General features: G+C 64.6%; 19 protein-coding genes and 1 other RNA gene. 7 read left to right on the forward strand and 13 right to left on the reverse strand.

Going from position 1 to position 25,688, the window contains the following annotated elements; translation table 11 throughout:
- Position 1: 1 nt before the first annotated feature.
- Entirely contained in the window at positions 2 to 688 is a 687-nt protein-coding gene (locus QM801_RS14505) for a response regulator transcription factor (RefSeq protein ID WP_415019924.1), read from the reverse strand.
- A gap of 44 nt (positions 689 to 732) precedes the next feature.
- Between QM801_RS14505 and pip the strand changes: the two genes are divergently transcribed.
- Both pip and QM801_RS14515 read left to right on the forward strand, forming a co-directional pair.
- Positions 733 to 1,710 (forward strand): prolyl aminopeptidase, encoded by a 978-nt coding sequence (gene pip, locus QM801_RS14510; protein ID WP_415019925.1) that lies wholly within the window; start codon positions 733 to 735, stop codon positions 1,708 to 1,710.
- An 83-nt stretch (positions 1,711 to 1,793) separates the two neighbouring features.
- Positions 1,794 to 1,919 (forward strand): hypothetical protein, encoded by a 126-nt coding sequence (locus tag QM801_RS14515; RefSeq protein ID WP_415019926.1) that lies wholly within the window; start codon positions 1,794 to 1,796, stop codon positions 1,917 to 1,919.
- A 333-nt stretch (positions 1,920 to 2,252) separates the two neighbouring features.
- Here the strand turns inward: QM801_RS14515 and QM801_RS14520 are convergent, their stop codons facing one another.
- Entirely contained in the window at positions 2,253 to 3,083 is an 831-nt protein-coding gene (locus tag QM801_RS14520; RefSeq protein WP_415019927.1) for a class I SAM-dependent methyltransferase, read from the reverse strand.
- Positions 3,084 to 3,252: 169 nt separating this feature from the next.
- Between QM801_RS14520 and QM801_RS14525 the strand changes: the two genes are divergently transcribed.
- A complete protein-coding gene (locus QM801_RS14525) occupies positions 3,253 to 3,936 on the forward strand; it encodes a winged helix-turn-helix transcriptional regulator (protein ID WP_415019928.1) in 684 nt (227 codons plus the stop codon).
- Between the two features lie 168 nt (positions 3,937 to 4,104).
- Positions 4,105 to 5,262: a DNA recombination protein RmuC gene (locus tag QM801_RS14530; protein WP_415019929.1), complete on the forward strand. Its 1,158-nt coding sequence runs from the start codon at positions 4,105 to 4,107 to the stop codon at positions 5,260 to 5,262.
- Between the two features lie 7 nt (positions 5,263 to 5,269).
- On the opposite strand, the gene QM801_RS14535 is transcribed toward QM801_RS14530, so the two are convergent.
- From QM801_RS14535 to ffs, 5 genes are all read right to left on the reverse strand, one after another.
- Positions 5,270 to 6,523 (reverse strand): vWA domain-containing protein, encoded by a 1,254-nt coding sequence (locus QM801_RS14535; RefSeq protein WP_415019930.1) that lies wholly within the window; start codon positions 6,521 to 6,523, stop codon positions 5,270 to 5,272.
- 166 nt (positions 6,524 to 6,689) lie between these two features.
- Positions 6,690 to 7,292: a recombination mediator RecR gene (gene recR / locus QM801_RS14540; RefSeq protein ID WP_415019931.1), complete on the reverse strand. Its 603-nt coding sequence runs from the start codon at positions 7,290 to 7,292 to the stop codon at positions 6,690 to 6,692.
- A 10-nt stretch (positions 7,293 to 7,302) separates the two neighbouring features.
- Complete coding sequence (locus tag QM801_RS14545) at positions 7,303 to 7,626, reverse strand: YbaB/EbfC family nucleoid-associated protein (RefSeq protein WP_415019932.1); 324 nt, start codon at positions 7,624 to 7,626, stop codon at positions 7,303 to 7,305.
- Complete coding sequence (locus QM801_RS14550) at positions 7,610 to 9,319, reverse strand: DNA polymerase III subunit gamma/tau (RefSeq protein ID WP_415019933.1); 1,710 nt, start codon at positions 9,317 to 9,319, stop codon at positions 7,610 to 7,612. The genes QM801_RS14545 and QM801_RS14550 overlap by 17 nt, the downstream gene beginning before the upstream one ends.
- Before the next feature lie 91 nt (positions 9,320 to 9,410).
- Positions 9,411 to 9,510: signal recognition particle sRNA small type (gene ffs, locus QM801_RS14555), an RNA gene on the reverse strand.
- 136 nt (positions 9,511 to 9,646) lie between these two features.
- Here ffs and QM801_RS14560 point away from each other — a divergent pair.
- Both QM801_RS14560 and QM801_RS14565 read left to right on the forward strand, forming a co-directional pair.
- A complete protein-coding gene (locus QM801_RS14560; RefSeq protein WP_415019934.1) occupies positions 9,647 to 11,611 on the forward strand; it encodes a hypothetical protein in 1,965 nt (654 codons plus the stop codon).
- 365 nt (positions 11,612 to 11,976) lie between these two features.
- On the forward strand, positions 11,977 to 12,477 hold the full coding sequence (locus QM801_RS14565; protein WP_415019935.1) for a MarR family transcriptional regulator: 501 nt from the start codon (positions 11,977 to 11,979) through the stop codon (positions 12,475 to 12,477).
- On the opposite strand, the gene QM801_RS14570 is transcribed toward QM801_RS14565, so the two are convergent.
- Positions 12,461 to 13,849 carry a PLP-dependent aminotransferase family protein gene (locus QM801_RS14570; RefSeq protein ID WP_415019936.1) on the reverse strand — a complete coding sequence of 463 codons (1,389 nt, stop codon included), beginning with the start codon at positions 13,847 to 13,849 and terminating at the stop codon, positions 12,461 to 12,463. The two genes, QM801_RS14565 and QM801_RS14570, sit on opposite strands and share 17 nt — an antisense overlap.
- A 114-nt stretch (positions 13,850 to 13,963) precedes the next feature.
- Here QM801_RS14570 and QM801_RS14575 point away from each other — a divergent pair, with 114 nt between their 5' ends.
- Positions 13,964 to 14,224 (forward strand): DUF1127 domain-containing protein, encoded by a 261-nt coding sequence (locus tag QM801_RS14575; RefSeq protein WP_415019937.1) that lies wholly within the window; start codon positions 13,964 to 13,966, stop codon positions 14,222 to 14,224.
- A 476-nt stretch (positions 14,225 to 14,700) separates the two neighbouring features.
- Here QM801_RS14575 and QM801_RS14580 read toward each other — a convergent pair whose 3' ends face one another.
- From QM801_RS14580 to QM801_RS14600, 5 genes are all read right to left on the reverse strand, one after another.
- Complete coding sequence (locus tag QM801_RS14580) at positions 14,701 to 15,546, reverse strand: fumarylacetoacetate hydrolase family protein (protein ID WP_415019938.1); 846 nt, start codon at positions 15,544 to 15,546, stop codon at positions 14,701 to 14,703.
- A 1-nt stretch (position 15,547) separates the two neighbouring features.
- The gene (locus QM801_RS14585) at positions 15,548 to 16,132 is read right to left on the reverse strand and encodes a hypothetical protein (RefSeq protein ID WP_415019939.1); all 585 of its coding nucleotides are present in this window, start codon (positions 16,130 to 16,132) and stop codon (positions 15,548 to 15,550) included.
- Positions 16,132 to 17,382, reverse strand: a complete 1,251-nt coding sequence (locus QM801_RS14590; protein ID WP_415019940.1) for an L-lactate dehydrogenase — start codon at positions 17,380 to 17,382, stop codon at positions 16,132 to 16,134. Before QM801_RS14590 ends, QM801_RS14585 begins: the two co-directional genes overlap by 1 nt.
- 104 nt (positions 17,383 to 17,486) lie before the next feature.
- Positions 17,487 to 20,942, reverse strand: a complete 3,456-nt coding sequence (locus tag QM801_RS14595; protein ID WP_415019941.1) for a TonB-dependent receptor — start codon at positions 20,940 to 20,942, stop codon at positions 17,487 to 17,489.
- Positions 20,939 to 25,687, reverse strand: a complete 4,749-nt coding sequence (locus QM801_RS14600) for a beta strand repeat-containing protein (protein WP_415019942.1) — start codon at positions 25,685 to 25,687, stop codon at positions 20,939 to 20,941. Before QM801_RS14600 ends, QM801_RS14595 begins: the two co-directional genes overlap by 4 nt.
- Position 25,688 lies beyond the last annotated feature (1 nt).

Genomic DNA, 25,688 nt, shown 5'->3' on the forward strand with positions numbered 1-25,688 from the left:
CTCAGCCTTCGCTGATGCTCTCGCCGTCGATCTTGCCCGCCGCGATCACGGCCTGGGTGCGGCTGTCGACGTTGAGCTTGAGCAGGATGGCCGAGACATGAGCCTTCACCGTCGCCTCGGAGACATCGAGCTCATAGGCGATCTGCTTGTTGAGGAGACCTGCCCGCAGCATCATCAGCACGCGCACCTGCTGGGGCGTGAGGGTGGCGAGGCGCTTGGAGAGATCGTCGATCTCACGCTCCTCGTCGGTCAATTGCTTGGCCACAAGCGGAGCCCAGATCTCGCCTTCGAGAATGGCGGAGACGGCGCGGCGCATCTCCTCGGCAGGCGTCGATTTCGGAATGAAGCCCGAGGCACCCAGCGCCAGCGCCCTGCGGATCACGGCGGGCTCTTCCTGCCCCGAGACGATGGCCACCGGCACGGAGGGAAACTGCGCGCGGAGATAGGCAAGGCCCGAGAGCCCCTGCACGCCCGGCATCTTGAGATCGAGCAGCACGAGGTCGCAATCCCGGTCGTCGTCGAGGATCTTGATGCCGTCGTCGAGGCTCGAGGCCTCGCGCACCGTAGCGTTGGTGAGCACGCCTGCCAGCGCGCCCTTCATGGCATCGCGGAACAGGGGGTGGTCATCGATGATGACGATCTGGCGGTTGTTGACGCTTTGCACCGGCTTGGACTTCCGTTCGGACATTCACTTCCTCGCAAGATTGCCACAACTGTTGTATGGGCCCCAACATGACCATAGTTCAAGACAGGAAGCGCGGCCTCTATCCCGAGATCGAGCCGTTCAACCGGGGCCGCCTCAAGGTCTCCTCCATTCACGAAATCTACTTCGAGGAAGCGGGCAATCCGGCGGGCGCACCCGTTGTGGTGCTGCACGGCGGGCCGGGCGGCGGCAGTTCGCCCACGCTCCGGCGCTTCCACGATCCCGCCCACTACCGCATCGTCACCTTCGACCAGCGCGGCTGCGGGCGCTCCACGCCGCACGCTTCGCTCGAGCAGAACACCACCTGGGACCTCGTCGCGGACATGGAAATGCTGCGCCTCCACCTCGGGATCGAGAACTGGCAGGTGTTCGGCGGTTCCTGGGGCTCGACGCTGGCGCTCGCCTATGCGCTCACCCATCCGGCGCCGGTGAAGGAACTCATCCTGCGCGGCATCTTCACGGTGCGGAAGTCCGAGATCGACTGGTTCTACCAGCACGGTGCCTCCATGCTCTTTCCGGAGCAGTGGGAGCGCTACATCGCCCCCATCCCCGAAGCCGAACGGGGCGACCTGGTGTCGGCCCACTACCGCCGCCTCACCGGCGAGGACCGCGAGCAGCGGATGGCCTCGGCCCGGGCCTGGTCGCAATGGGAGGGATCGACGCTCTCGCTCCTCCCCGATCCCGCCCGCGAGGCGGCCTTCGGCGAGGATCAGTTCGCCATCGCCTTCGCCTCGATCGAGTGCCACTATTTCGTCAACCAGGGCTTTTTCCCGGAAGACGGCTGGCTGCTCGCCAATGCGCCCAAGCTCCGCGGCATTCCCGGCGTGATCATTCAGGGGCGCTATGACGTGGTGACCCCGCCCGCCACCGCCTTTGCCCTGCACCAGGCCTGGCCGGAGGCGCATTTCGAGGTGATTCCCGATGCCGGACACGCCGCGGCGGAGCCCGGAACGTTGGATGCCCTGATTCGAGCGACCGATTCTTTCGCACATGCGAAGGGTGCATAGCTCCCCTGCGGCGCAAACCCCGGATTGCAAAGATATTTTCACATTTCGTCCCCATATGCGCTGCAACACGAGGTTTACGCATCATGGTCATCCGCACGCTCAAGAACATTTTTGTCGGCCTGTCCCAGGGGGTCGGTTACACCTTTGAACGCCGTAATGATTTTACGGCACGTGCCGTTTTTCCCGCCAGCGCCACAATCAAACGCTGATATTGTTGGCCTTTTTTTCAATTGCCACAATTGAGCGGGCTTTTGCCCCAAAAAACGCCTGAAAATGACCCGCGAAATTTCGTGGTTGGGAACTCTTGCAGCCCCAATTGGACGGCACTTTAACACTCGATCCAGCGGGGGATCGGCGGGTGCCACCAAACGGCGCAGATAAAGACGGCTCCGAGATTTCGGCCTCTTTGCCCTTTCCCTACATGGTAAGATCTATCCGCCTTGGGCTCCTGTCGCCGTCCCGAGTTCAAAGCGGATTGGAGGCCCGTTCCTGCCCAGTCGGCGGGAACGGGCCTTTGTCTTTTTGGGCGGCCTTTCAGCAGCTTACTTGGTGATCACGGCCTCGAGGTAAATCCCCGGGACGACCAGCGCCACCGCATCCTTGCGGCGGAACTGGCCGATCAGCCCCAGCAGGTCCTTCTCCAGCGCCACCCGGCCGGCCTCATCGAGAGCGAGGAAGGCCTTGTGGGTGGGCCCGTAGAAGGTGCGGAAGACGGCGACGAAGTGCTCCGGCGACTCGTAGCGGAAGTTGTAGGTCTTGCGCGCCGCCTTCACGGCATGGCTGGGAAAGAGCATCTGCAGGTGCTTCTCGTCACCCCAGAGGGCCGGCGGCTGAAGGCCTGCGGGCGGCGGCAGGTGGCGGCCGATCACCTTGAACATGGCGCCGATGAACGAGTCCGGCGTCCAGTTCGCCATGGCGATGCGCCCGCCCTTGCGAACGACGCGGGAAATTTCCTTCGCCGCCTGCTGCTGGTTCGGCGCAAACATGATGCCGAAGGTGGAGAGCGCAACATCGAAGCTGTTGTCCGCGAAGGGCAAGGCCTCGGCATCGGCGGTCTTGAAAGTCACCTTCAGGCCCTCCGCCTCGGCGCGGCGGCGGCCCTGCTCCAGAAGCTCGGCCACATAGTCGGTCGAGGTCGTGAGCGCATAGCGGCGGGCGGCCGCAAGTGTGGCATTGCCGTTGCCGGCCGCCACATCGAGCACGCGCTCGCCGGCGTTCACGTCGGCGGCTTCACACAGCTCTTCACCCACGATCTGCAGCGTGGTGCCCACAACCGCATAATTGCCGGAGCCCCAGGTGGCCTGCTGCTTCTGCTTGATGGCGGCAAAGTCCGGCGCTGCGGCGGCGGGTGCCTGTTCTACTGATTTCAACATGTCTGATGTCCTGTGTTTGGGAAGCCCCCCGAACACCTGCCGAGATAGGAGAGGGCATGGCCGCCGTTGAGTCCTCGGAATGGAGCAAAGCTGGTACAGATTCAGGACTAGCCCGCCTCCTGAAACTTTGGCATGGAGAAAGGCATCGGGGGGCATCGGAGATCATCCCATGTCCAAGGACAGTTACCATCACTTCTGCCCAGTCGCGAAGGCTTGCGAGATCCTGGAGCCGCGCTGGACCATGCTCGTGCTCTGCGAGCTTCTGAACGGCTACACCCGCTTCAACGACATCCGCCGCGGCATTCCCTCGATGTCACCGACACTGCTGTCGAAACGGCTGAAGGAGATGGAGAAAAACGGTCTCCTGAGCCGCGAGAAGCACGGCATTTCGGGCGAAATCCACTACCGGCCCACGGCACTCACCCAGGAGCTTGCGCCCATCATCGAGGCGCTCGGCGACTGGGCCCACCGCAACGTCGACGCGAGTGTCTGCCTCGAGAAGCTCGATGCCCGCGTTCTCATGTGGAACATGCGGCGCAAGGTGAACACGGCGGTGCTGCCGGCACGGCGCAAGAGCGTGATCCAGTTCATCTTCCCGGAACTGCCGGAGGAGCAGCGCAACTACTGGATCATCGGCCGCCCCGGCATGGAGGCCGACCTCTGCGTCATCGATCCGGGCGTGGACGTGGACCTCTACATCACCGCCGACCTCAGGGCGCTCACCTCGGCCTGGATGGGTCACTCGACGCTCCCGGCCGAACTCGCCCGCGACAAGATCAGCCTTGTGGGCGACGAAATGCTGATCAACTCGATCGGCGACTGGATGGTGCGCAGCCGCTTTGCGGCGGCGTGAGGCATCGATGTTTTTGGAGCACGTCACCCCCGCGAAGGCGGGGGCCCAGCTTCTTGTTGCGGCCGTGTGATCCACCAAAGCTGGGTGCCCGCCTTCGCGGGCATGACGGCTAAACACACCCTCCCCACCCGAATAGAACAAAACGCGAATCAATGATATGAGCAGGCGATGGACCTGTCCTCGACCGTGCTCATCATCGGCGGCCATGCCGTCACGTTGCTCGACGCTTTGCTTGCCGCGGCGGCACTTGCCCTCGTCCTGCTGTGTCTGGCGGTGATCCTCGCCTTCCGCGCCCAGGCCGGGCGGCGGCAGGAGCGCGAGGAGGCCGAGCGCCGCACCGCAGACATGGAAATCCGCCTCGCGGAACTCTCGGGCGCGCTACAGGGCTTTGCGGCGCAATCGCAGAGCCATCACATCCATCTGCAGCGGGTGATCGACGAGCGCCTCGAAACGGTGAGCAGCCGCGTCGGTCACGGCCTCACCGAGCAGGCGGAGAAGACCACGCTCTCGCTCAACCAGCTGAACGAGAGGCTCGCCGTCATCGATGCCGCACAGAAGAACCTCACCTCGCTTTCGGGCGAGATGATTTCGCTCAAGGACATTCTCAACAACAAGCAGTCGCGCGGCGCCTTCGGCCAGGGCCGCATGGAAGCCATCATCCGCGACAATCTCGCGGCGAAGGCCTACAGCTTCCAGGCCACGCTGTCGAACGGCACACGGCCCGACTGCCTCATCTCCCTGCCGGAATCGCCGCAGAAGCTGGTGATCGATGCGAAGTTTCCGCTCGAGGCCTACACCGCCTTTACCGAGGCGCGCGACGACACGCTGCGCAAGGCAGCCGAACAGCGCCTGAAGGGCGATGTGCTCAAGCATGTGAAGGACATTGCCGAGAAGTATTTCATCTCCGGCGAGACCCACGACACGGCCATCATGTTCGTGCCGTCGGAATCGGTCTATGCCGAATTGCACGAGAAGTTCGAGGACGTGGTGCAGAAGGCCCACCGCCAGCGCGTCATCTTCGCCTCGCCCAATGTTCTGATGCTGCTGGTGCAGACCATGCAGGCGATCGTCAAGGACGTGGCGATGCGCGAGCAGGCCCATGTGATCAAGGGCGAAGTGGTGCGCCTGCTCGAAGATGTGGACCGTCTGAAGGAGCGCGCCTCCGATCTCCGCCGCCATTTCGACATGGCCAACACGGATCTGGAAAAGCTCGGCACCTCGGCCGACCGGATCGTGAAGCGCGGCCATCGCATCGGCAGTGTTGATGTGGAGCCCGAAACGAACGGGGCGCTGCCCGGAGAGCAGCGCCCGCGTCTGGTGCAGTGAAGAAACGTCACTTCTTCAGGTAAATCTCGCTGGCAACGGCCGTCTTGATTTCCTCGAAGGCCTTGGAGAGGTCGGTGTCGCTGTTGGCGATGAAGAAGCTGTCGGCATCGCTGGCGCAGTTCTTCAGGCGGGCGCGGGTGGTGGTGTCGTCGAGGTCGAAGGCGAGCGTGATGATGCGGATGCCGTCGGCCTTGGCGTTGGTGCAAAGCTGCGTCAGGTTCTTTTCACCCTGCGAGACATTGCGCGAGGAGCCCGGGCCGAAGGCCGGTTCCGTCTGCATGCCGTCGGTGAGCACGATCATGAACTTCTGGGTCTCGGTGTCGGACTTGGGCGCGCCCTGGTCGAAGGGCAGGTTGTCCATCAGGATGTGGTAGCCGAACTCCACGCCGAGCGCGATGTGCGTCCAGGCGTAGGGCTTCATCGCCGCGAGCTGCGCCTTGACGGCGGCGCTGTCGGTGGTGAGCGGGCGCACGATCAGGCTGCGGGGGGCATAGCCGCTGCAGCCGTCGGAGGCGTGGTCCGGCGCCATCGGCTGGTTCCACTTGGTGTCGACGTTGCTGGTGGGCGTGGCGGCGGTGAGGTTGTAGGGATACTTGCGGTCCTGGGTGCAGCCCGTCCAGGTGCCGGTGCCGGTGGCGCCCTTCACATAGGCCTTGGGCAGCGTCACGTAGACATGGTGCGAAAACGGCACGAGGCCGAACTTCACCTTGCCGGGGCTCGCCGTGGTGAGATCATCGACGAGCTTGGTCGCGGCCTCGCGCATGGCGATGTACTTGACCTTGGTGCCCGAGACGTCGCCCATGGAGCCCGAGTAGTCGAGCACCATGGCGATCTCCGCCTTCTTCATGGCGGCGAGACCCACTTCGGCGGAACCGTTCGCCTCGATGTTGTTGATACCGGCGAGCTTCATGAGCGAAGTCGGTACTTCAACCTTGGCCGAGGCAATGAAGGTGCCGTTGTCGACGCGGAAGTCGCTGGTGAGGGTGTAGCCAGCGGCAGCGCCCGCGCTCATGTTGGCGGTGAAGGTGGCCTGGGCGATGGCGGCGCGTTCCGTATCGGTCTTGCCGCTCGCCGCTGCACCCGAAAGGGCGGCGCTGTCGAGGGAGGCCTGCAGGTGCGTCTTGGCGGCGGCGTAGGTGGCATAGTCGACGCCGGCGCCGGCGGCGAGGATCACCGGGATGGCGGTCAAGGCAAACATGATCGCGGTGTCGCCACGTTCGCTGCGGGTAAAGCGGCGGAGGGCCTTGCGAATGTTGAACATGTCTTCTGCTCCTGTTCCATTCCGGCACAAGGGCCGGGGGTTTGATGGACAAGGAGCAAGCGGCGGTCCCACAGCGGGGTGCGCCCGTGCCAGTTGAAAGCGAGGGTTTAGAAAGTCTTAACGGGCTGTTCCGAAGTGATGCGTGAAGCGGGTTTCAGGCCGCAGTCTACAATGGACGGCGGGCCCGCAGCGCCTGGGTCAACGTGCCTTCGTCGAGGTAATCGAGTTCGCCACCCACCGGCACGCCATGGGCCAGCCGCGAGGTGGCGATGTTCTTTTCCTTCAAGCGCTCGGTGATGTAGTGGGCCGTGGTCTGGCCTTCGACGGTGGCATTGGTGGCAAGCACCACTTCCTTCACCTGGCCATCGGTGGCGCGGTCGATCAGGCGGCCGATGGAGAGGTCCTCGGGCCGCACGCCGCCCAGCGCCGAGAGCGTGCCGCCCAGCACATGGTAAAGACCGGGCCATGCCCCTGCCCGCTCCAGCGCCCAGAGGTCGGCCACGTCCTCGATGACACAGATGAGGGACTGGTCGCGGCGCGGGTCGCTGCAAATGGAACAGGGATCGACCGTATCGACATTGCCGCAGGAGGAACACTGCTTCACCTTGTGACGGGCATCCTCCAGCGCCATCGTCAAGGGATCGAGCAGCTTCTCGCGATTCTTGATGAGATGCAGCACGGCACGGCGGGCCGAGCGCGGGCCGAACCCCGGCAGGCGCGCCAGGAGCTGGATCAGCTTTTCGAGTTCAGGCCCGGCCTGGCGCTTCATGGGTGATGGATCAGAAGGGCAGCTTCAGCCCGGGCGGCAGCGGCAGGCCGCCGGTGACGGCCTTCATCTCTTCTGCGGCAGCGGCTTCGGCCTTCGCCTTGGCATCCGCATGGGCGGCGACGATCAGGTCTTCGAGAATGTCCTTCTCCTCGGGCTTCATCAGCGAGGCATCGATGTCGAGGCCCTTGAGCACACCCTTTCCCGACATGGTGATCTTGACCATGCCGCCACCCGACTGGCCGGTGACGGTGAGGCCCTCGAGCTTCTCCTGCATGTCGCTCATGCGCGACTGCATGGATTGCATCTGTTTCATGATGTCAGCGAGATTCTTCATCGGCGTCTTCCGGCGTAGGGGTTGGGAGGAGTTGCGGTTCCCGCACGCCGATGATCTCGGCGCCGGGGAAGGATTTGAGCACGGCCTGCACCGTGGGATTGGAGCGGGCTTCCTGCAGGGCCACGGCCTCGGCGGAGCGGCGCTGCTTCAGCAGGGGTTCGGCCCCGCCCTCGCGCGCCACGGTGACGAGCACGCGGCGGCCCGTCCAGGCCTCGAGCTTGCGCATCAGCTCGTTGGTGAGGCCGGCGGGCGCTTCCTTTTCAAGCGCGATCTCGATCCGCGTCTCGCTCACCGTGATGGGGCGCACGAAACGTTCGAGTTCGCCCTTGAGCTTGATGTCGCGGCGCTCGCCCACGAAAGCGACGAGGCCTGCGAAATCGGAAAAGGCCACCGGCTCGCGGACGGGCGCCGAAGGTGCCTGCTGGCTCGATTGTGGGGCAAGGGCTGCGGCAACTGCCGCTCCACCGCCCATGGCCTGGGGCGATGTGCTCTCGCTGCGAAGCGGCATGGGCTTCACGTTCGATGCCGGGGCCGCACCCGATTTTGCGATCCGCGCCAGTTCATCGGCGGGCGGCATGTCAACCGCATGGGCAAGACGGATCAGCACCATCTCCGCCGCCTGCATCGGGTTCGAGGCAGACGCCGTTTCCTGAATGCCCTTGAGCAGCATCTGCCAGGCGCGCGACAGTACCGGCACGGTGAGCTTCGCGGCGAAGTCGGCGCCACGCGATTTTTCCGCCTCGGTGCGCGAGCCATCCATCATGGCGCTGTCCTTCACGAGGCGAAGGCGCGTGACCCAATGCACGAAATCGGCCATGTCGGTGAGAATGGTTTCGGGATCGCCGCCGCCGTCGAACTGCAGCGCCAGTTCCTTGAGCGCGCGCGGCGGATCGCCGGCCATGACGGCATCGAAGAGTTCGATCACGCGGCTGCGGTCGATGAGGCCCAGCATGTTGGCGACATCGTCAGCCTTCACCTTGCCGTCGCCATAGGCGATGGCCTGGTCGAGCAGCGAAAGACCGTCGCGCACCGAGCCTTCGGCGGCGCGTGCGATCATGCGCAGCGCTTCTTCCTCGATGTCGGCATTCTCCAGCTTCGCGATCCTGCCGTAGTGCTGCATCAGCAGCGCGGCGTCGAGGCGCTTCAGGTCGAAACGCTGGCACCGCGACAGGATAGTGACGGGAACCTTGCGGATCTCGGTCGTGGCGAAGATGAACTTCACATGCGGCGGCGGTTCTTCCAGCGTCTTCAGCAGCGCGTTGAAGGCGCTCTTCGAGAGCATGTGCACTTCGTCGATGATGTAGACCTTGGTGCGCACCTGCACGGGTGCATAGCGCACCGAGTCGATGATCTCGCGCATGTTGTCGACGCCGGTGTTGGAGGCGGCGTCCATCTCGATCACGTCGATGTGGCGCGACTCCAGAATGGCCTCGCACTGGGCCGTCATCTCCGGCATGTCGATGGTGGGGCCGGAGGGATAGTTGAGGGCGCGGGCGATGAGGCGCGCGGTGGTTGTCTTACCGACGCCGCGCACGCCCGTGAGCATGTAGGCTTGCGCCACGCGGCCCGTGGCAAAGGCGTTCGTCAGGGTGCGCACTAGCGCCTCCTGCCCGATCAGGGCGGAGAAGTCGGTGGGCCGGTATTTCCGGGCCAGCACGCGGTAGGCGGGCGTCGCGGGTTCTGGAGAAGCCATCGGGGGTGATTTAGGCACTTTCGCAAGGATATGAAAGCGCTGGATGGGCCGCTGTGCACGGCATCGGGCCGCGCCCAGAAGGGCAGTGGCGAAGTGGGAGGCTGACAGGCAACCCGTCAAAATCTCGTTGGGGCTGCTACCTTCCGGTCCTGACCCGGTTGGCGAGCATAACGCCTGCCGCCAACCTCCCGGGGCGGCATATGGGGGAAAGGGGCGGAAAAGGCAAGCACGGGGTGGAAAAGGCCAATAAACGCAGTTTCGTCAAATTCTTGCCTTGCCGCATCTGGTAAGGCTCGGGGCTTCTCGATTCCAACGACGGTGGCACAGTTGCGAACGGCACTTCTCTCGGTCCTGATCCTTTTCTCCACGCTGCAGGTGGCGGCGGCGCAGACGCTCAACACCTCCAATGTCCAGATTAACTGGCAGGTGGAGAACCGCTTCCGCCTGTTCAGCGACCCCAAGGATTTCCAGATGCACGAGCGCGCCTGGAAGCAGTACCTGATCCACGTCGACAACCAGCACCTGGGCGAGGACGAGACACGCCGCATGGTGGCGGGCACATCGGTGATCGGCGCCGAGCATGTGCTCAACGACCGTTACATTCCCTTCACCCGCATCCTCCGCCGTAATTACGACTGGAAGGGCTGGGCCGCGGGCATGTTGGGCCGCCTGTGCTGGGATCCGCAATCGCGCAGCCACGCCGCCTGCGGCGGGGCGGAGAATTATGTCGTGCCGCAAAGCCACCGGGTGAAGGTGTGGCTGACACCGCGCGACAAGAACAGCCTCGTTTCAGAATACAACTGCAATTGGCGGGTGAATGATGCCGCGCCCGAAACCGCGCCGTGCGACGAGCCGGTCACCCTCGACATCCCCTGGCCCAAGGGCGCCACGGTGTCGGTTGCGGTCGATGGCGAGACGGGCATTTCCACCGACATCGTGGTGAAGGATCTGCTGATCGCTGGCCTGGGGGACAGCTTCGCCTCGGGCGAAGGCAACCCCGATGTGCCGGTCGCTTTCTCGGCCGACGCGCGCTACCGCAATCTCTATCCGCGCCGTGCGCGGAACGACAATGGCGGCAGCGCCCAGTGGATGGACGAAACCTGCCACCGCTCGCTCTATGGTCATCAGTTGCGCGCGGCCCTGCAGATCGCCATCGAGAACCCGCACAGCGCCGTCACCTTCCTCGGCTACTCCTGCTCCGGCGCCTCGGTGTCGGAAGGCATCCTCGGACCGCAGGAACACGTGGAATATGAAAGCCGCGACGGCCAGGTGTCGGTCGTCTCGGGCGGCCGCAAGGATACGCAGATGCGCTGGCTGCTGCGCGACATCTGTGCCGTCAAGCCCGCGCAGAAGGACGGCTTCTGGATCTGCCCGGACAACCAGTACCGCCGCAACGTCGACCTCTTGTTCCTCTCGATCGGCGGCAACGACATCGGTTTCTCCGAGCTTGTGACCTGGGCCACGCTGCGCGACAACATCACGTCGAAGATCGCCAAATATTTCGGGGCCACTGTTTCGCCCACCCGCTTTGCCGCGAACATGAAGGACAATCTGCCGGGTGACTACGGACGCCTGGCCAAGGCCATCGAACTCGCTGTCCCGCTCAACGATCCGGAGGTGGGCTTCGATGCCTCACGCGTCATCTTGTCGGCCTATCCCGACATTCTGGAAGACGAGACCGGTCAGGTCTGCCCCGCGGGTGAGGAAGGCCAGGATGAAGACCTCTATGCCGCCAACCAGTCGCTCGATGTCTGGTCGTCGTGGCTGGTGGTGACGCCGAAGCGCCTCACTGCGGCGCATGAACAGCTCGCCGCGCTTCACAAGCGCATGGGCGAACTGGCGGAGGACCACGGCTGGAAGTTTGCCGGCCGCGCCTATGAGGACCGCCCGTTCCGCGGTCACGGCTTCTGTGCGCGCAATGCGACGGCGGGCGATGATCCGGCTGAACAATTGATGATGCCCTGTGTCGGCAAGTCGGAGCGGCCCACGGCCACCTGCACGCAAAGCTGGTCGGGCAAGCAGCGCGACTGGCGGCCCTTCAACCCGGCCACCGAGAATTATCCTTATGCGCTCCGCCAGCGCTGGGTGCGCACCTTCAACGATGCCTACCTCACAATCAACCAGAAGGTCATTACCCGCGAAGGTTACATCGATGCCAGCGCCTCGGAAGCCGTCTTCGTGGAAACGACGGGCGCCATGCACCCCTCGGCGGAAGGCCACGCCGCCATGGCGGACGCCATCCTGATCGATGCCCGCAAGGACGTTGCGCGCATTCTGGGCACTGACAACTGATAGGATTTGGCGAGGACATGGGGGCGGGCTCACGGTCGAGCCGGCAGCATTTCCGTACGAGCAGAAACACCGCCGGCCCACGCCGGCTTCAGTGCGCCCCCTCAAGCCGGCAACCGGGATGCTTTCCCGCGCAAAAGCCACTCACTACTGCCGTTTTCTGGGGACGGCAGCGCGCGCGGCTCGGAGCTTGAGGAAGCATCTTTAGGTCAACTCGAGTTGACAAACTGCATATGGTGCACCGCAGCAGTAAAGTCAATTGCATCACAGGAAAAATGTGAGATTTTTTCTGTTTTTGAATGATTGCTGCGGTTTTTCAGTTGATTTCCGTGCCTTGACTGTTCAGTCCGTTCAAGTTAGCGTCAATTATGGTTGATAAAATAGCGCCGAATCCGCTTCCCTCCGGCCTGGTGCGGGACAACATCCGCACCCTGGTCTATCTCTTCGGCCAGGAGCTGGACGAGCGCATCACGGCGCTCCGCGAGGGCTCCGGCTATGAAGCCGTGCGAGCCTCCGACATCCGGGTATTCGTCCACGCCGCCGATGGCGGCGGCAGCATTTCCGGCATCGCGCGCCGCCTCGGCATTTCCCGCCAGGCCGTCCACATGTCGGCACAGCGCCTGAAGGACCACGGCGTCATCGACATGCAGGTGGTGCAGAACAGCCGCCGCGACATGGCGATCGTCCTCACCGAGGAAGGCCGCAAGGCCATGGCCATGGCGAACCGCCAGATCTTCAATCTCGAATCCGAAATCAGCGAAGTGATCGGCAGCGAGGGCCTCGAGACCCTGCGCAAGACGCTTCTGGTGCTGATCGACCACACCAAGAAGAAGCACCGCAACGGCGCCGGCCTCACGCCACCGGCGTGAAATCCTCTTCCGGTTCGGAATTCATCAGTTCACGGATGATCTCGAAGCCGCGCCGGGCCTGGTGACTGGCCTTGGGGCCGCCGAAGCAGACGCGGATGTGGCGGCTCTGCCGCCCCGGCACCAGATGGAACGAGGTGCCGGGCGTCACCCGCACCTGGCGCGCCGCCATGGCGCCGGCGAAGCGGCCCGATGTCCACGGCTGCGGCAGTTCGAGCCAGGCGAAGGGTGCGGCCACCTCGCAGCGGAAATTGCTGTCCTTGAACACTTCGATGAAGGTGGCGCGGCGCGCCGCGAGTTCGTTGCGGGCGCGGGTGAGGATGGCCGACACCATGTCGGATTCGATCCAGAAGCGCGCCAGTTCGCCCGACAGGCCGACATTGCGCGAGGCCATGCTGCGCATGAAGGTGCGGAGGATGCGTTCCTGCCCCGGCGGGGTTGCAATGATGCCGACACGAAGACCGGGCGCCAGTGCCTTCGACAGGCTGGTGACGTGATAGGTGCGCTCCGGCGCCAGCGCATAGAAGGTGGGCGGCTGCATGCGCTCGTCCACGAGGCGGAAAATGTCATCCTCGATGATGGTGATGTCGCGGGCCCGCGCCACGCTCACGATAGCATCGCGGCGGCGGCGGCTCATGGTGTTGGTGGTGGGGTTCTGGAGCGACGGCACGAGATAGAGGAAGCGCGCCTTGGTCTCGCGCGCCGCCTTGTCGAGGGCCTCGGGAATGAGTCCGTCATCGTCCATGGCGATGGGCACGGTGTTGAGCATGGCGTTCTCGAAGGTGCGCGGCAGAAGCGCGTAGTTCACCTCTTCCGCCATGATGCTTTCGCCCGGCGCAGCAATGGCCTGCAGCACGGTGACGAGGCCGAGATGCGCGCCTGCGGAAATGAAGACATGCTGGTCCGACACCTCGATGCCGCTGCGCTTCAGCCAGTCCGCCGCCATGGCGCGGTGCTGCGGGAAGCCTTCGGGCGGGGCGTAGTCGAGGAGGTTGAGCTTGTTGGGATCGCGCATCACCGCGAGCATCGCGGCATCGAATTCCTCCGCCGTGACAACAGGCGGCGCGATGGCATGGGAGAGATCGATGATGCCGTCCTGTTCGGTCTGCGTGGGCGGAATGGGCGCGCGCTCGCGTGGGCGGCGGATATAGCTGCCGCGGCCCACTTCACCGGCGAGCAGGCCGCGCTCCTCCGCTTCCTTGTAGGCGCGGGTGACGGTGCCGAGGGTCACGCCGAGTTTCCAGGCCAGTTCCCGTTGCGGCGGCAGGCGCGCCCCTTGTGAGAGCGTGCCCCCTTCCACATCGCGGGCAATGGCATCGGCAATGGCGAGGTAGAGCGGTTTGGAGCGGTCGAGGACGGGAGTCCAAATTGTCATGGTGACAATGTTCCGATTGATGCTGATTGTTTGTTATTGTATCTATCACTCAGCAGGAATCAAGGGGTAATTGCTGCACAAACATAGAAACAATAGATACAATTGAGGTTTACCATGCGCGAGTACATTCTGGATCAGGCTCAGTCACGGCTGCCCTACGGCGCCCTTTCGATGCTCGTCCGCGTGGTCAAAAACTGGCGCGCCCGCCGCCAGCTGCGCCAACTCACGTCGCTCGATGATTATCTGCTGAAGGACATCGGCCTGTCGCGCGAGGAAATCGCCAGCATGCGCCGCATGCCCCTCACCATGGACATGCAGTGGGAGGCGGACCGGCTCCGGCTGATCGCCACCCACACCGGCGCCCGGGTGGAGTGATCCACCCTCTCAGGTCTGGGGCGCGTTCGAAGTCATGCGACACGTCCACTTCACCCTCCCCCTTGCGGGGAGGGTTGGGGTGGGGGTCTGGAGATCTTGCAAACGAAGTTGGGCGGGGTGCGCGTGCTGAGTTCAGCGCGACCCCCACCCTTGATCCCTCCCCGCAAGGGGGAGGGAAAACAAGAGTCCTGTCGCGCTGACGGATGCATCCGCACACCCTTCGAGGCCGCTGCGCGGCACCTCAGGGTGAGGAGAACAAGAGCCCGACATCCCCTCATGCTGAGGTGCTTTGCGGCACGCAAAGCCTCGAAGCATGGGATGTGCGAATGACACGTCCACGTCACCCTCCCCCTTGCGGGGAGGGTTGGGGTGGGGGTCTGGAGATCTTGCAAATGAAATTGGGCGGGTGCGCGTGCTGAGCAGTCAGCGCGACCCCCACCCTTGATCCCTCCCCGCAAGGGGGAGGGAGAAAAGTTTTACCTGTCCCGGCGCACCACCTGGCGCTGCACGCCGAGGCCGTCGATGCCGATCACCATGCGGTCGCCGGGCTTGAGGAAGCGCTGCGGCTTCATGCCCATGCCGACACCCGGCGGCGTGCCGGTGGTGATGATGTCGCCCGGCATCAGGGTGAAGAACTGCGAGAGATAGGCGACGATGTGGGCCACGCCGAAGACCATCGTCTTGGTGTTGCCGTCCTGCACGCGCTTGCCGTTGAGCTCGAGCCAGAGGTTGAGGTTCTGCGGGTTCTTCACCTCGTCCGAGGTGACGAGCCACGGACCCACAGGACCGAAGGTGTCGTAGGACTTGCCCTTGGTCCACTGGCCGGCGCGCTCCGCCTGGAATTCGCGCTCGGAGAGATCGTTGATGGTGCAGTAGCCGGCGACGTGCTTGAGCGCGTCCTTCTTCTTGATGTTCTTGGCGCGGGTGCCGATGATGACGCCCAGCTCCACTTCCCAGTCCGACTTCTTCGACTTGGGCGGGATGGTCACGTCGTCATTGGGGCCCGAGAGACACGAGACCTGCTTGGTGAAAACAACGGGTTCCGGCGGCACCGGCAGATTGCTCTCGGCGGCGTGGTCGGAATAGTTGAGGCCGATGGCGATGAACTTCTGCGGGTTGGCAACGCAGGGGCCGATGCGCGGGCTGCCCTTCACCAGCGGCAGCTTCTTGGGATCGAGCTTGCGGAGCTTGGCAAGGCTGGCGGGCGACAGCACATCACCGCCGATGTCAGACACCACTTTGGACAGGTCGCGGATCTTGCCCTCGGCATCCAGCATGCCCGGCTTTTCCTTGCCCACGGGTCCATAGCGCAGAAGTTTCATGTCAGTCGTCCCATTGTTGTGCTGATCGGTGCCAGCGGGGTTGATAGCCATTTCGCAAAATGGCGGTGATTATGGGTGGAGTCAAAAGCTTCACCCGGAAATCGGGATTGATGGTCTCGGGCGCAGTGTAGCCGCCGAAGCTCCAGCGCAGCAGCCGGTTGCCCCGGCGGGCGAAGGCAGCACCTGCCATCTCCACCATCGCGCCATCGGGCACGGCGGAGAGCAGCACCTCGGGCTTCTCGCCGGTGCGCTCGGCATGGAGTTGGGCATCGAATGCAGCAAGCGGACGGCCAGCCACGAAGGCCTTGGCCTCGGCACGGCGGCATTCGAAACAGGGGCGGTGACCGGCGGCGAGTGCCGTCACCTCATCGAGGAAGAAGAGTTCCGAATAACTGTCGCCCCAGACGGTGCGATGCCGGCCCTTGAAGGACATCTCGCACGCGATCCAGCGCGGACTGACCCAGCGCCGCTTTCCCAGCTTCTGTGCGGCATCATGAATGCGGCCCCCGCGATTGCCCATGAGCGTGCCCCGGGCCGGATCGGCCACGAGCGCACCCCAGGGATCGACGCGGTTCTCCAGCGTCATCAGCGGCGGGTCTTGGCAGCCGTCTTGGCGGCAGCCTTCAGAGGCTTCGCAGCCTTGGCCGCGACAGCAGGCTTTTCCGGCGGCGGAATGGTGAAGGGTGTCGGCGGCATGAGCAGGTTGTGGCGGCCGATGCCGGCGATCTCGCGCTCGCCGCAGAGACCCATGGTGACCGAGAGTTCCTTCTGCAGAATGCCGAGGGCATGGCTCACACCCGCCTCGCCTGCAGCACCCAGCCCATAGACATAGGCGCGGCCGATGAGCGTGCCCTTGGCGCCCATGGCGAGCGCCTTGAAGATGTCCATGCCGGTGCGGATGCCGCCATCCATGTAGACTTCCACCTTGTCGCCCACCGCATCGACGATGGGGCCGAGCATGTCGATCGTCGCTGCTGCGCCATCGAGCTGGCGGCCGCCGTGGTTCGAGACGACGATGGCATCGGCGCCGAGCGACGCCGCGATCAGCGCGTCATCGACATCGTTGATGCCCTTGAGGATGAGCTTGCCGCCCCACTGCTTGCGGATGAATTCCACCGATGACCAGTCGAGCGTGGGGTCGAACTGCGAGTTGGTCCACTCCGACAGCGACGCCATGTTGTCGACACCCTTCACGTGGCCCACGATGTTGCCGAAGGTGCGGCGCCGGGTGCCCAGCATGCCGAGGCCCCAGCGCGGCTTGGTCATCATGTTGGCGATGTTGGCGAGTGTCAGCTTGGGCGGTGCGCTCAGCCCGTTCTTGATGTCGAGATGGCGCTGTCCCAGCAGTTGCAGGTCGAGGGTGAGGACAAGAGCCGAGCACTTCGCCGCCTTGGCGCGGGCCACGAGATCGCTCGAGAACCCGCGGTCACGCATCACGTAGAGCTGGAACCAGAAGGGCTTGTCGTTGTTGGTAGCCACGTCTTCCAGCGAGCAGATGCTCATGGTGGTGAGGATGTAGGGCAGGCCGAACTTCTGTGCCGCACGGCAGGCGAGGATCTCGCCATCGGCATGCTGCATGCCGGTGAGGCCGACGGGGGCGAGCGCCACCGGCATCGCCACCTTCTCGCCGATCATCTCGGACGCCGTGCTGCGGTTGTCGATGTTGCGGGCCACCCGCTGGCGCAGCTTGTACTTGGCGAATGCCGCCGTGTTGTCGATGAAGGTGCTGGTCGTATAGGAGCCCGTCTCGCAGTAGTCGTGGAACATGCGCGGCACGCGGCGGCGGTAGAGTTCGTACAGGTCGGCGATGGCAGGGGCTTGCGTCGGATTGAGCATCAGGAAGGGTCCCGTGGAAATGTGTGGGCACCCTCTAGCTGATATAACAGTTCCCGAAAAGGGCGGAGTTCGCAAGGCTGAGCGGAGGCTACGGGCAAGCCCGTCTAGAAGCGGCCCACCACGTTCATGAAGATGCCGTGGTCGTCCTGGGTGAGGTCGCGCAGGTCGTCGCTGAACTGGCCGAAATTCCAGCCGATGCCCACCTTCACGTTGTCGCCGAAGTGGCGGTAGATGGCGGCCACCGCGCCGAAATCCTTCTGGTCGGTGGTGGGCGACCACATCACCCGGCCCTCCAGCACGGCATCCCAGGCCTTCACGACGTGCAGGTCGGCCCGGATGATGCCGAGGTGGACCTGCGAGGTCTCCCAGTCGGAGCCCGGGTCGCGGTCCTTGGTCTCGCCGATCCGGACGCCGTACTTGGCCCCGATGGTGAGCTGCGGAATGACGTCGTAGCTCGCATCGATGGAGGCGATGTGGGAGCGCTGGGCCGGGCTCGATGTGGTGCCGTCGACGCTGACCTGATCCTTGCCCGGTAGGTCGTAGAGGTAGGTATACTTGGCCAGCATGTTGAAGCGGTCGTTCGTGGCCGGGCGGTAGGCGAAGCCCAGCGAGCCCTCGGCATAATCGCCCTCGCGGGTGGAGTCGGTGGCATCGGTGAAGACGCCGTCGAAGCTCGCGAGTGCGCGCCAGTCCTCGTCCAGCTTCAGGCCCAGGCTCGCCTGCAGGAGATAGGCCTGCATGTCGCGGGTGTCGTCCTCGCTGTCGTCGATGCGGTATTCGCCCTTCACCTTGCCATCGAGGCCGCTGTCGTTCTTGTACTCGACCGCCATGGAGAGCGCGATCCGGTCGAAGTCCGGGTTCTTGTTGCCGGTGCCGGGGTCGAAGGTGTTGTCGAAGACCTGGCCCACTTCAGTGCCCGCCGTGATGTTCCACGCAGCATCCGGCGTATAGGTCACGCCATAGACCTGGGTGAGTGAGCGGTGCGCTCCGAAGGCATCGAAATTGTCTTCGCCATAGACCATCCACTGGTCGTTGAAGCGGTGGCGCACGCCACCCACGATTGTGCCGTGGTCCTGGCCGACGAGCTGGAACGGCCAGTTCTCGGCGAGGTCGCGGGCGGGGTCGAGGGTGTAGCCGATGTAGTAGCGGTCATCCGCGGTGGGCTCGTAGGCCAGCGTTGCGCGCACACCGAGGCCGAGATTGCCGCCCGAGACTTCGCCTTCCGCCTTGATCTTCTCGGTGAGGCGGTAGCTGCCGCCCACGCCGCCACGGTCATCCCGGTGCATGGTGCCGGTCTGCACTGCCGTGCCCTGGCCGAAGATGAAGGCTTCCTGATCGTCATCCCAGGCATAAAGGATCTTGATGCCGGCATCGGCGCGCTTGCCCTGCTCCACCGTGGTCGACGTGGTGCCGGTCTTGCGGGTGTAGACGCCATAAGGCTGCACGGTGATGTTCTCGCCCGTCTTCACCGCCACCTTCGCCAGCACTTCCGAGGTGTGCTGGCCGCCCTTCACGTTCTCGTCGCTGAAGCTGGCGGCGGCCGAGATGGAGTCGGTGACTTCGACATCGGCATCGACACCCATCAGGCGCTTCTGCTTGTCGGCATCGACCTCAAGGGAGGAGAAGCCCTTGCCCTGGTGCTCGTAGCGGGCGCCCACATGACCCTTGGCGGAATCGGTGAGATCCTCGAGCGCTACGCGGCCTTCCACGCGCCAGGCCTCCGCCGTCTTGTTCGCAACACCGGATGAGGCGTTGTTCTGGATGGTGAGGCCGCCATCGGCGGAATAGGACGAGCCGAAGCCCGGGCCTTCCGAGCGGGCCACCTCGCCCTCGAGCCAGGTGCCTTCGGAATGCTGCACGCGGACATCGGCGCCATACATCAGCTGGTCGGCATCCTCGGTCTTCTCTTTCAGGCCGGTGACGCCGACGCGGACATGATCGCCAAACCACTGTTGCGCCCGGCCGCCTTCCACATAGCCTTTCACGTCGCGGGCAGCGGGCGTGTATTCGTAGTTGATGACGAGAAAGTTCTCGGTGCCCGCCGCGTTGGTGGACGAGAGCGGCGTGCGCAGGATGACCACGCCCTGCACGTAGTCGAAATCATAGTCGGTGCCGTAGGTGAGCGTGCGGCGCTCCACCACCCAGCCGGTGATGGCGTTCCGCACTTCGATCTCCACCGTGTCGGACCCCGGCGTCACGTCCTGATGCTTGATGAAATAGGCGGAGCCGCCGGTGCCGCGGAAGACGTCCTTCTGCGGCACGGTGCCGGGCATGGCGGCATGGATTTGAATGTCAGTGGCGGCCCCGCCATCGGGTGCGGGCGTCTCGGACTTGTAGACGCCCTGCGCACCGTAGAGGGCCCGCTGGTGGCGGAGGAACGAGGTGCCGGTGATGCTGGACTTGAAGTTGCCCCACATCACGTGGCTCGGCCCCTTGTCGAGGCGGATGTAGAACTTGCCCTTGGTGGGAGCATCCTCTGCCACAACCGAGTCATCGCCATAGACAGGATAATAGTCGTCGGGGTCGATGCGCTTCAGGAAGGCGCGCGGGTCCTTGCCGTCGAGGCCCTTGAAGATTTGGCTCAGCCTCTGCTCGCCCGTGTCGGCAGCGGCGGTGAGGATGTAGCGGCCCTGGATCTTGCCCTTGAGATAGAAGGCGAGACGGCCGCGGGTATAGACATCGTCCCTGAAGTCGTCGGGGCTCAGGTTTTCGACGTGGCTTTTCAGGTTCATGCCGGCGGTGAAGTCGGCCAGGCCTACGTAGAACCACTCGTTCTCCGGAATGGTGACGCTGCGGGTGAAATCAAGCCCTTCGCCACCGTCGTTCACCTTCACCGCAACATCGTGCGTGCCCTGCGGCAGGATGCGTTCGACGATGAAGCTGCCGTCCGGATCGACCGGCACCGGCTCGCCCATCACGGTCACTTCGTGGCCCTGTGGCACGTTGCGGCCATGCACGGTGACGGCGCCGCCGTGCACATCGATGTTGCGGACCGCCGTGCGGTCTTCCGAATAGCCGGGGGCGGTCACCTTCTCGCCGAAGTCATGGGTGGGCAGATCGCTCGTGGTACGCGAGAGCGGCAGCGGCTCCGTTTCGTCGAAGCGGCCCTTGTCGTCATACACGCGGAAGACATACTGCAGATCGGCGGGGCCATCGGCGGGCATCACCCACTCGGCCGTCGCCATGTCGGAGATGGGCAGCACGGCGACAAGGCCATCCTGCGAGGTATCGCCCGCCTTCGAAATGCGGATCTCGCCCCTGGCAATCCACGCCGCATAGTTGAGCGAGCCGAGGAAGCCGATCGTATCGCCTGCCTTGAAGCTGGCCCGCATGGGCACAGTCGAGACATTGAGCATGGGCCGGACGCCAAGACCGTCGAACTTCACATCCACCTGCACCTTGTCGCTGTCGGCGGCAGCAGGCAGCGTGTCCCCCGCCACCACCTGGCCATCGACCGTGATCTGGAAGGGCTGGTCGGCCTCTTGCGCGAAGACCGGCGCATGGGCCAGCGCCGCGAGACTGGCGGCGGCGAGAATGCGAAGGAGATGGCGCTTCATCATGGCGCACACTCCACGCGGCTGCTGATCTTCAGCGGCGCGCCATGGCCTGCCTCCTGCCAGCGGCTGGCAACAAGGTCCTTGACCATCTGCACGCGATCTTGCGCCACCGGCGCGAAACTGTTGCAGCGATAGATGATGTTGAGCCCGCCCCTGCCCTCGGCCAGCAGGTTGACGAGGCGGTCGACGCCCGAGCGCCATTCGTCGCGCAGGTCGGCGCTCTCGCCCACGAAGGCATCGCGGCGGAGTTCAAGCTCGAGGTCGCGGTCACGGGCGGCGGCGAAGTTGAGCTTGGTCATCTTGCCGCGGGTAAGGCGCACGTCGCGCGGATTTTCCGAGGTGAGGCGATAGCCCGCCGGCAGGGTGCGGGTATCGAGCTTCATCACGAAGTTGGAGCCGATCGCCGCGTTCGGCACATCGGCGCAGGGCACGTGGAATCGGCCTTCCTTGTCGGTGGTGACGAGGAGGCCATTGACCGTGACCACGCGCACGCCGGGGAGCCCGCGTTCGCCTTCGTCTGCGTAACCGTTGGCGTTCACGTCATCGAAAACGCGGCCAATGACATCGCTGCAATCGAAGACGTGCTCTTCCTTGATGGTGACGGCAACCTGCGCGGTGGCGAGAATGCCGCCCGTTGCCGTGTCGATGATGCGGGCACGGTTGATGTAGCGCCCGGTGTTGAGGGAGGCGGGTGCCACCAGCTTCAGCTTGATGATCAGGCGGTCGTTGACCGTGTCCGGCGTGAGGTTGGCGAAGGTCAGCACGTTGCCGCTCGCCACCGGCACGAAGGCCGTGCCGTTCACGCTGGCGGAACCCGCCACGAAGTTGAAGCCGGGCGGCATGATGTCGGCGATGTCATAGGGACCATCGCGGAGGCCGGTCGCCGTGATCGTGTATTCCACCCGCTCGCCGCGATAGATTTCGGACTTCGCCACCGTCTTGGTGAAGCCGGGCGGCGGCACGGCGACGGCCTGCACCGTGTCGCCATCGGCAAGGAGATCGCTCGGATGCGAGAGATCGGACACCGTGCCGCCCAGGGGATCGGTGCCAATCACGCTGGCCTGGTTCAGCACCTGCTCTGCATCCTGGTCGGCCGGTGTCACTACATGGGTGGCGGTGAATGTGGTGGAGTCGATGGCGCCAGCGGCGAGCGACGGGATGAGAAGCCCCGTGACCGTCGCGTTGGCATCGGTGAGGCTGATGTTTGTGAGCGTGACGTTGCCGAGATTGTGGACGGCGAAGGCGTAGTGGATGATGTCGCCTGCATCGACAAGGGCGTTGCCGTTCACGTCCTGCACGTTGGACACGGTCTTGATCAGGGCGATGCGCGGCACCTGGGTGAGCGAGGTGAAGGTCGGGTCGTTGTCGGCGGGATCCGATTCATCCGAGAGATCGCGGATGGGTCCGGTGGGACCCGTCGCATTCACCGTCGCCTGGTTGGTGACGCCGCCGGCGTTCACGTCCTGCGCCGTGATCACATGCTGGCCGGAGAAGGTGGTTCCGTTGGTCGCCGCCACGGCGAGGGTGGCCAGCGGCCCGCCCGTCACCGTGGCGTTGGGATCGCTGATGGTGATGTTGGAGAGCGCGGCATTGCCGGTGTTGATGACGGTGAAGGTGTAGTTGATGACGTCGCCCGCATCATTGAGGCTGTTGCCGTTCGTGTCGGTGATCGACGAGACCGTCTTCACAAGTCCGATCGACGGCGCATTGGCGAGATAGGTGACGGTCGGGTCATTGCCATTGAAGTCGGATTCATCCGAGAGGTCGGAGACGTTGGCGGCATTGGAGGCTGTGCCCCGTGCCGTGGCCTGGTTCACCACCTGGCCAGCGGTGATGTCGGCAGGGGTGATCACATAGCTCGCCGTGAAAGTGGTGGTGTCGGTGTCGCCAGCTTCCATCAGCGCGATGGGCCCGCCCACAACGGTGACGCCGGGGAGCGAGTCCTGCAGGGTGACGTTGCTCAGGTCGACGTTGCCGGTGTTGCGCACGGTGAAGCGGTACTGGATGGTGTCGCCCGCATCGACGAGGCCGTTGCCGTTGGTATTGGTGATGCCATCCACCTGCTTGATGACGGCGATGCCGGGCTGGATCACCGTGGGCGTGATGGTGGGGTCGTTCTCGCTCGGGTCCGAGGTGTCCGAAAGATCGGTGACGATGGCGTTGGCGGGCGTGCGGGCCGTCGCGGTGGTCTGCGTCGTCACCCGGCCGGCCAGCATGTCGGCCGCGTTGATGACATGTGTGGCAGTGAAGTGGGTGTTGTCGAAGGTGCCCGGCGCCAGCGTGGCCAGCGTACCGCCTGCAATCGCCGCATTGGGATTGGTGAGCGTGAGGTTGTTCAGCGTCACGTTGCCGTTGTTGATGACGGTGAGGACGTAGTTGATGATGTCGCCTTCATCGTTGATGCCGTTGCTGTTGACGTCGGTGACGGAGGCGACGGACATCAGCACCGAGAGGCCGGGCTGCGGCGGAATGGTGAGGATGGTGGGGGCGTTCTGCGTGAGCACGCCCGGATCGGATTCATCCTGCACGATGGTGCCGTTCGGATCGGTGCCGAAGGTATCCGCCGTGTTGTCGAAGTGGCCCGCATCCACGTCCGCCTGGGTGAGCGTGTAGATCGCGGCGAAGCTCGTGGTGTCGACACCCGCCGGCGCCAGCGAGATGCCGGTGGGCGGCAGCGGCGTGGTGATGATCGCCGGGTTGCGGTCCTGGATATAGACGTTGTTCAGCGTGACGTTGCCGACGTTATGGACCTCGAAAGCGTAGTGGACGCGGTCGCCCGCATCGTTGAGGCCGTTGGCGTTCACGTCTTCGACCGCGTTGGCATAGGTCGAGGTGTCGAGCGACTTCAGCAGCGCGATCTTGGGCGCGGCGGCGAGCGGCACGACGGTGGGCTGGTCTTCGGTGTCTGAGGTGTCGTCGGAGAGATCGGTCACCGTCGCGCCACCCACGCCGGGTGCCGTGCCCGACACCTGCGCCTGATTGTCCACGTGGCCTGCGTCGATGTCCGCCTGGGTCAGGGTGTAGGTGCCGGTGATGGTGGTGCCATCCACCAGATTGGGCGAAAGCGAGGCGATGGGGCCGCCCGCCAGCACCACGCCCGGCAGCGGATCGGTGATGGTGATGTTCGAGAGCGTGACGTTGCCGGTGTTGCGCACACTGAAGGCATAGGTGACGGTGTCACCGACATTGACGATGGCGTCGGGCCCCGGATTGACTGTGCCTTCCTTGATGACGGCAATCGCGGGCATGGGCGGAATGGGCGTCGAGGCGCTGCCGTTCGCCGTGATGGTGGCACCGAGTGAATCCGTCGAGGTGGCGACAGCAGTGTTGTTGACGACGCCTGCATCGATGTCGGCCTGGGTCAGCACCAGCGTAGCGTTGAAGGTGGCGCTGGCGCCGGGATTAAGGGTGGGCACATTGGCGGGCGAGATGGTCGCGGTGGCCAGTTCCTCCATGCCGGACATGGCAGCGAGCAGCATGTCCTCCACCACGGCGAACTGCACGGTCTGCCCACGCGCCTTGGCCCGCACGATGGCGGGCAAGCTGATGAGGCCGCTGGCGATATCCTCTTCGGTCAGTGGACGCGAGAAGATGATCGAGGCCGCATCCTTGCTGTTGGGGGCGAGCACATCGAGCGCGCTGCCGTAGGCCTCGGCACCCTGCTGGTCCACAGTGATGCCGGTGAGCGGAGCCTCGCCCGTGTTGACGAGTTCGAAGTAGATGCCGAGCAGATCGCCGGTCTTCGGCGCCCCCGGATCACCCGACAGCATCACCAGCTTGCGCTGCACCGCGAGGCCCACGGGCAACTGCGGCACATCGCGCGGCACGAGGTGGGCGGCATAGGCGGTGGCATTGGGCGCATAGGCCATCATCTGGCCTTCGAACATCTGCGCCGGATCGAAGGGTGCGGCACCGGTGGAGGCCGTGGTCATCGGATCGGCGCCGGCGGCGGCCGCCGCCATCATCTGATAGGCCTGCGCGCGGCCCGGCAGTTCGGCCACGTTGAGCAGCGGGTCCGACACCGAGACGTTGTTCTGCACGACATTGCCGGTGTTGGTGACGGTGAAGGTGTAGGAGATCGTGTCGCCCGCATTCACCACGCCGTCGCCGCCGTCGTTCACCGCCGCGACCTTGGCGAGAGAGATGGTGGAGACGACATTGAGCGGCGTCGTCACCGTGTCGCTCGCCGTCACGGGTGCGCCCTGCAGGGTGGCGGCGGTGGCGGTGGCGGTGTTCACCACCTGCCCCGCGTTCACGTCGCCGCTGCCAAGGATATAGGTGGCGGTATAGGTCAGCGTGTCGCCGGGGCCGAGTACGTCCCAGCCGCTGGAGAGAAGGCCGTCGCTGGAGTCGCCCGCTTCACCCTGGTCGGTCAGGGTGGGGGCGGAGAGCGTCACCATCGGGTCGCCCAGCACCACGTTGGCGAGCGAGACATTGCCGGTATTGGTGACGGTGAAGGTGTAGGAGATCGTGTCGCCCGGATCGTCGCGGCCGTCGCCACCGTTGTTCAGGACGGCGCTCTTCACCACGGTGAGTCCGGGGGCGGCGTCGATCAGGTCGACGCTCACGGTATCGGTCGCCGTCACCGGCTGGCCGTTGTAGTCGCCTGTGACCGTCGCGGTATTGACCAGTGCCGCGTCGGCCGAGGAAGCGAGGCCCCACGCGAGTGCAAACGAGACAAAGAGAGCGGCAAGCTTGCGCCTGCTTCCCTCTGTCCCGGGCAACCGCGTGGGGGCGTTGTGTGTCATC

The organism is Aestuariivirga sp. (assembly GCF_047600585.1).
In the GTDB taxonomy this organism is placed as follows: Bacteria; Pseudomonadota; Alphaproteobacteria; order Rhizobiales; family Aestuariivirgaceae; genus Aestuariivirga.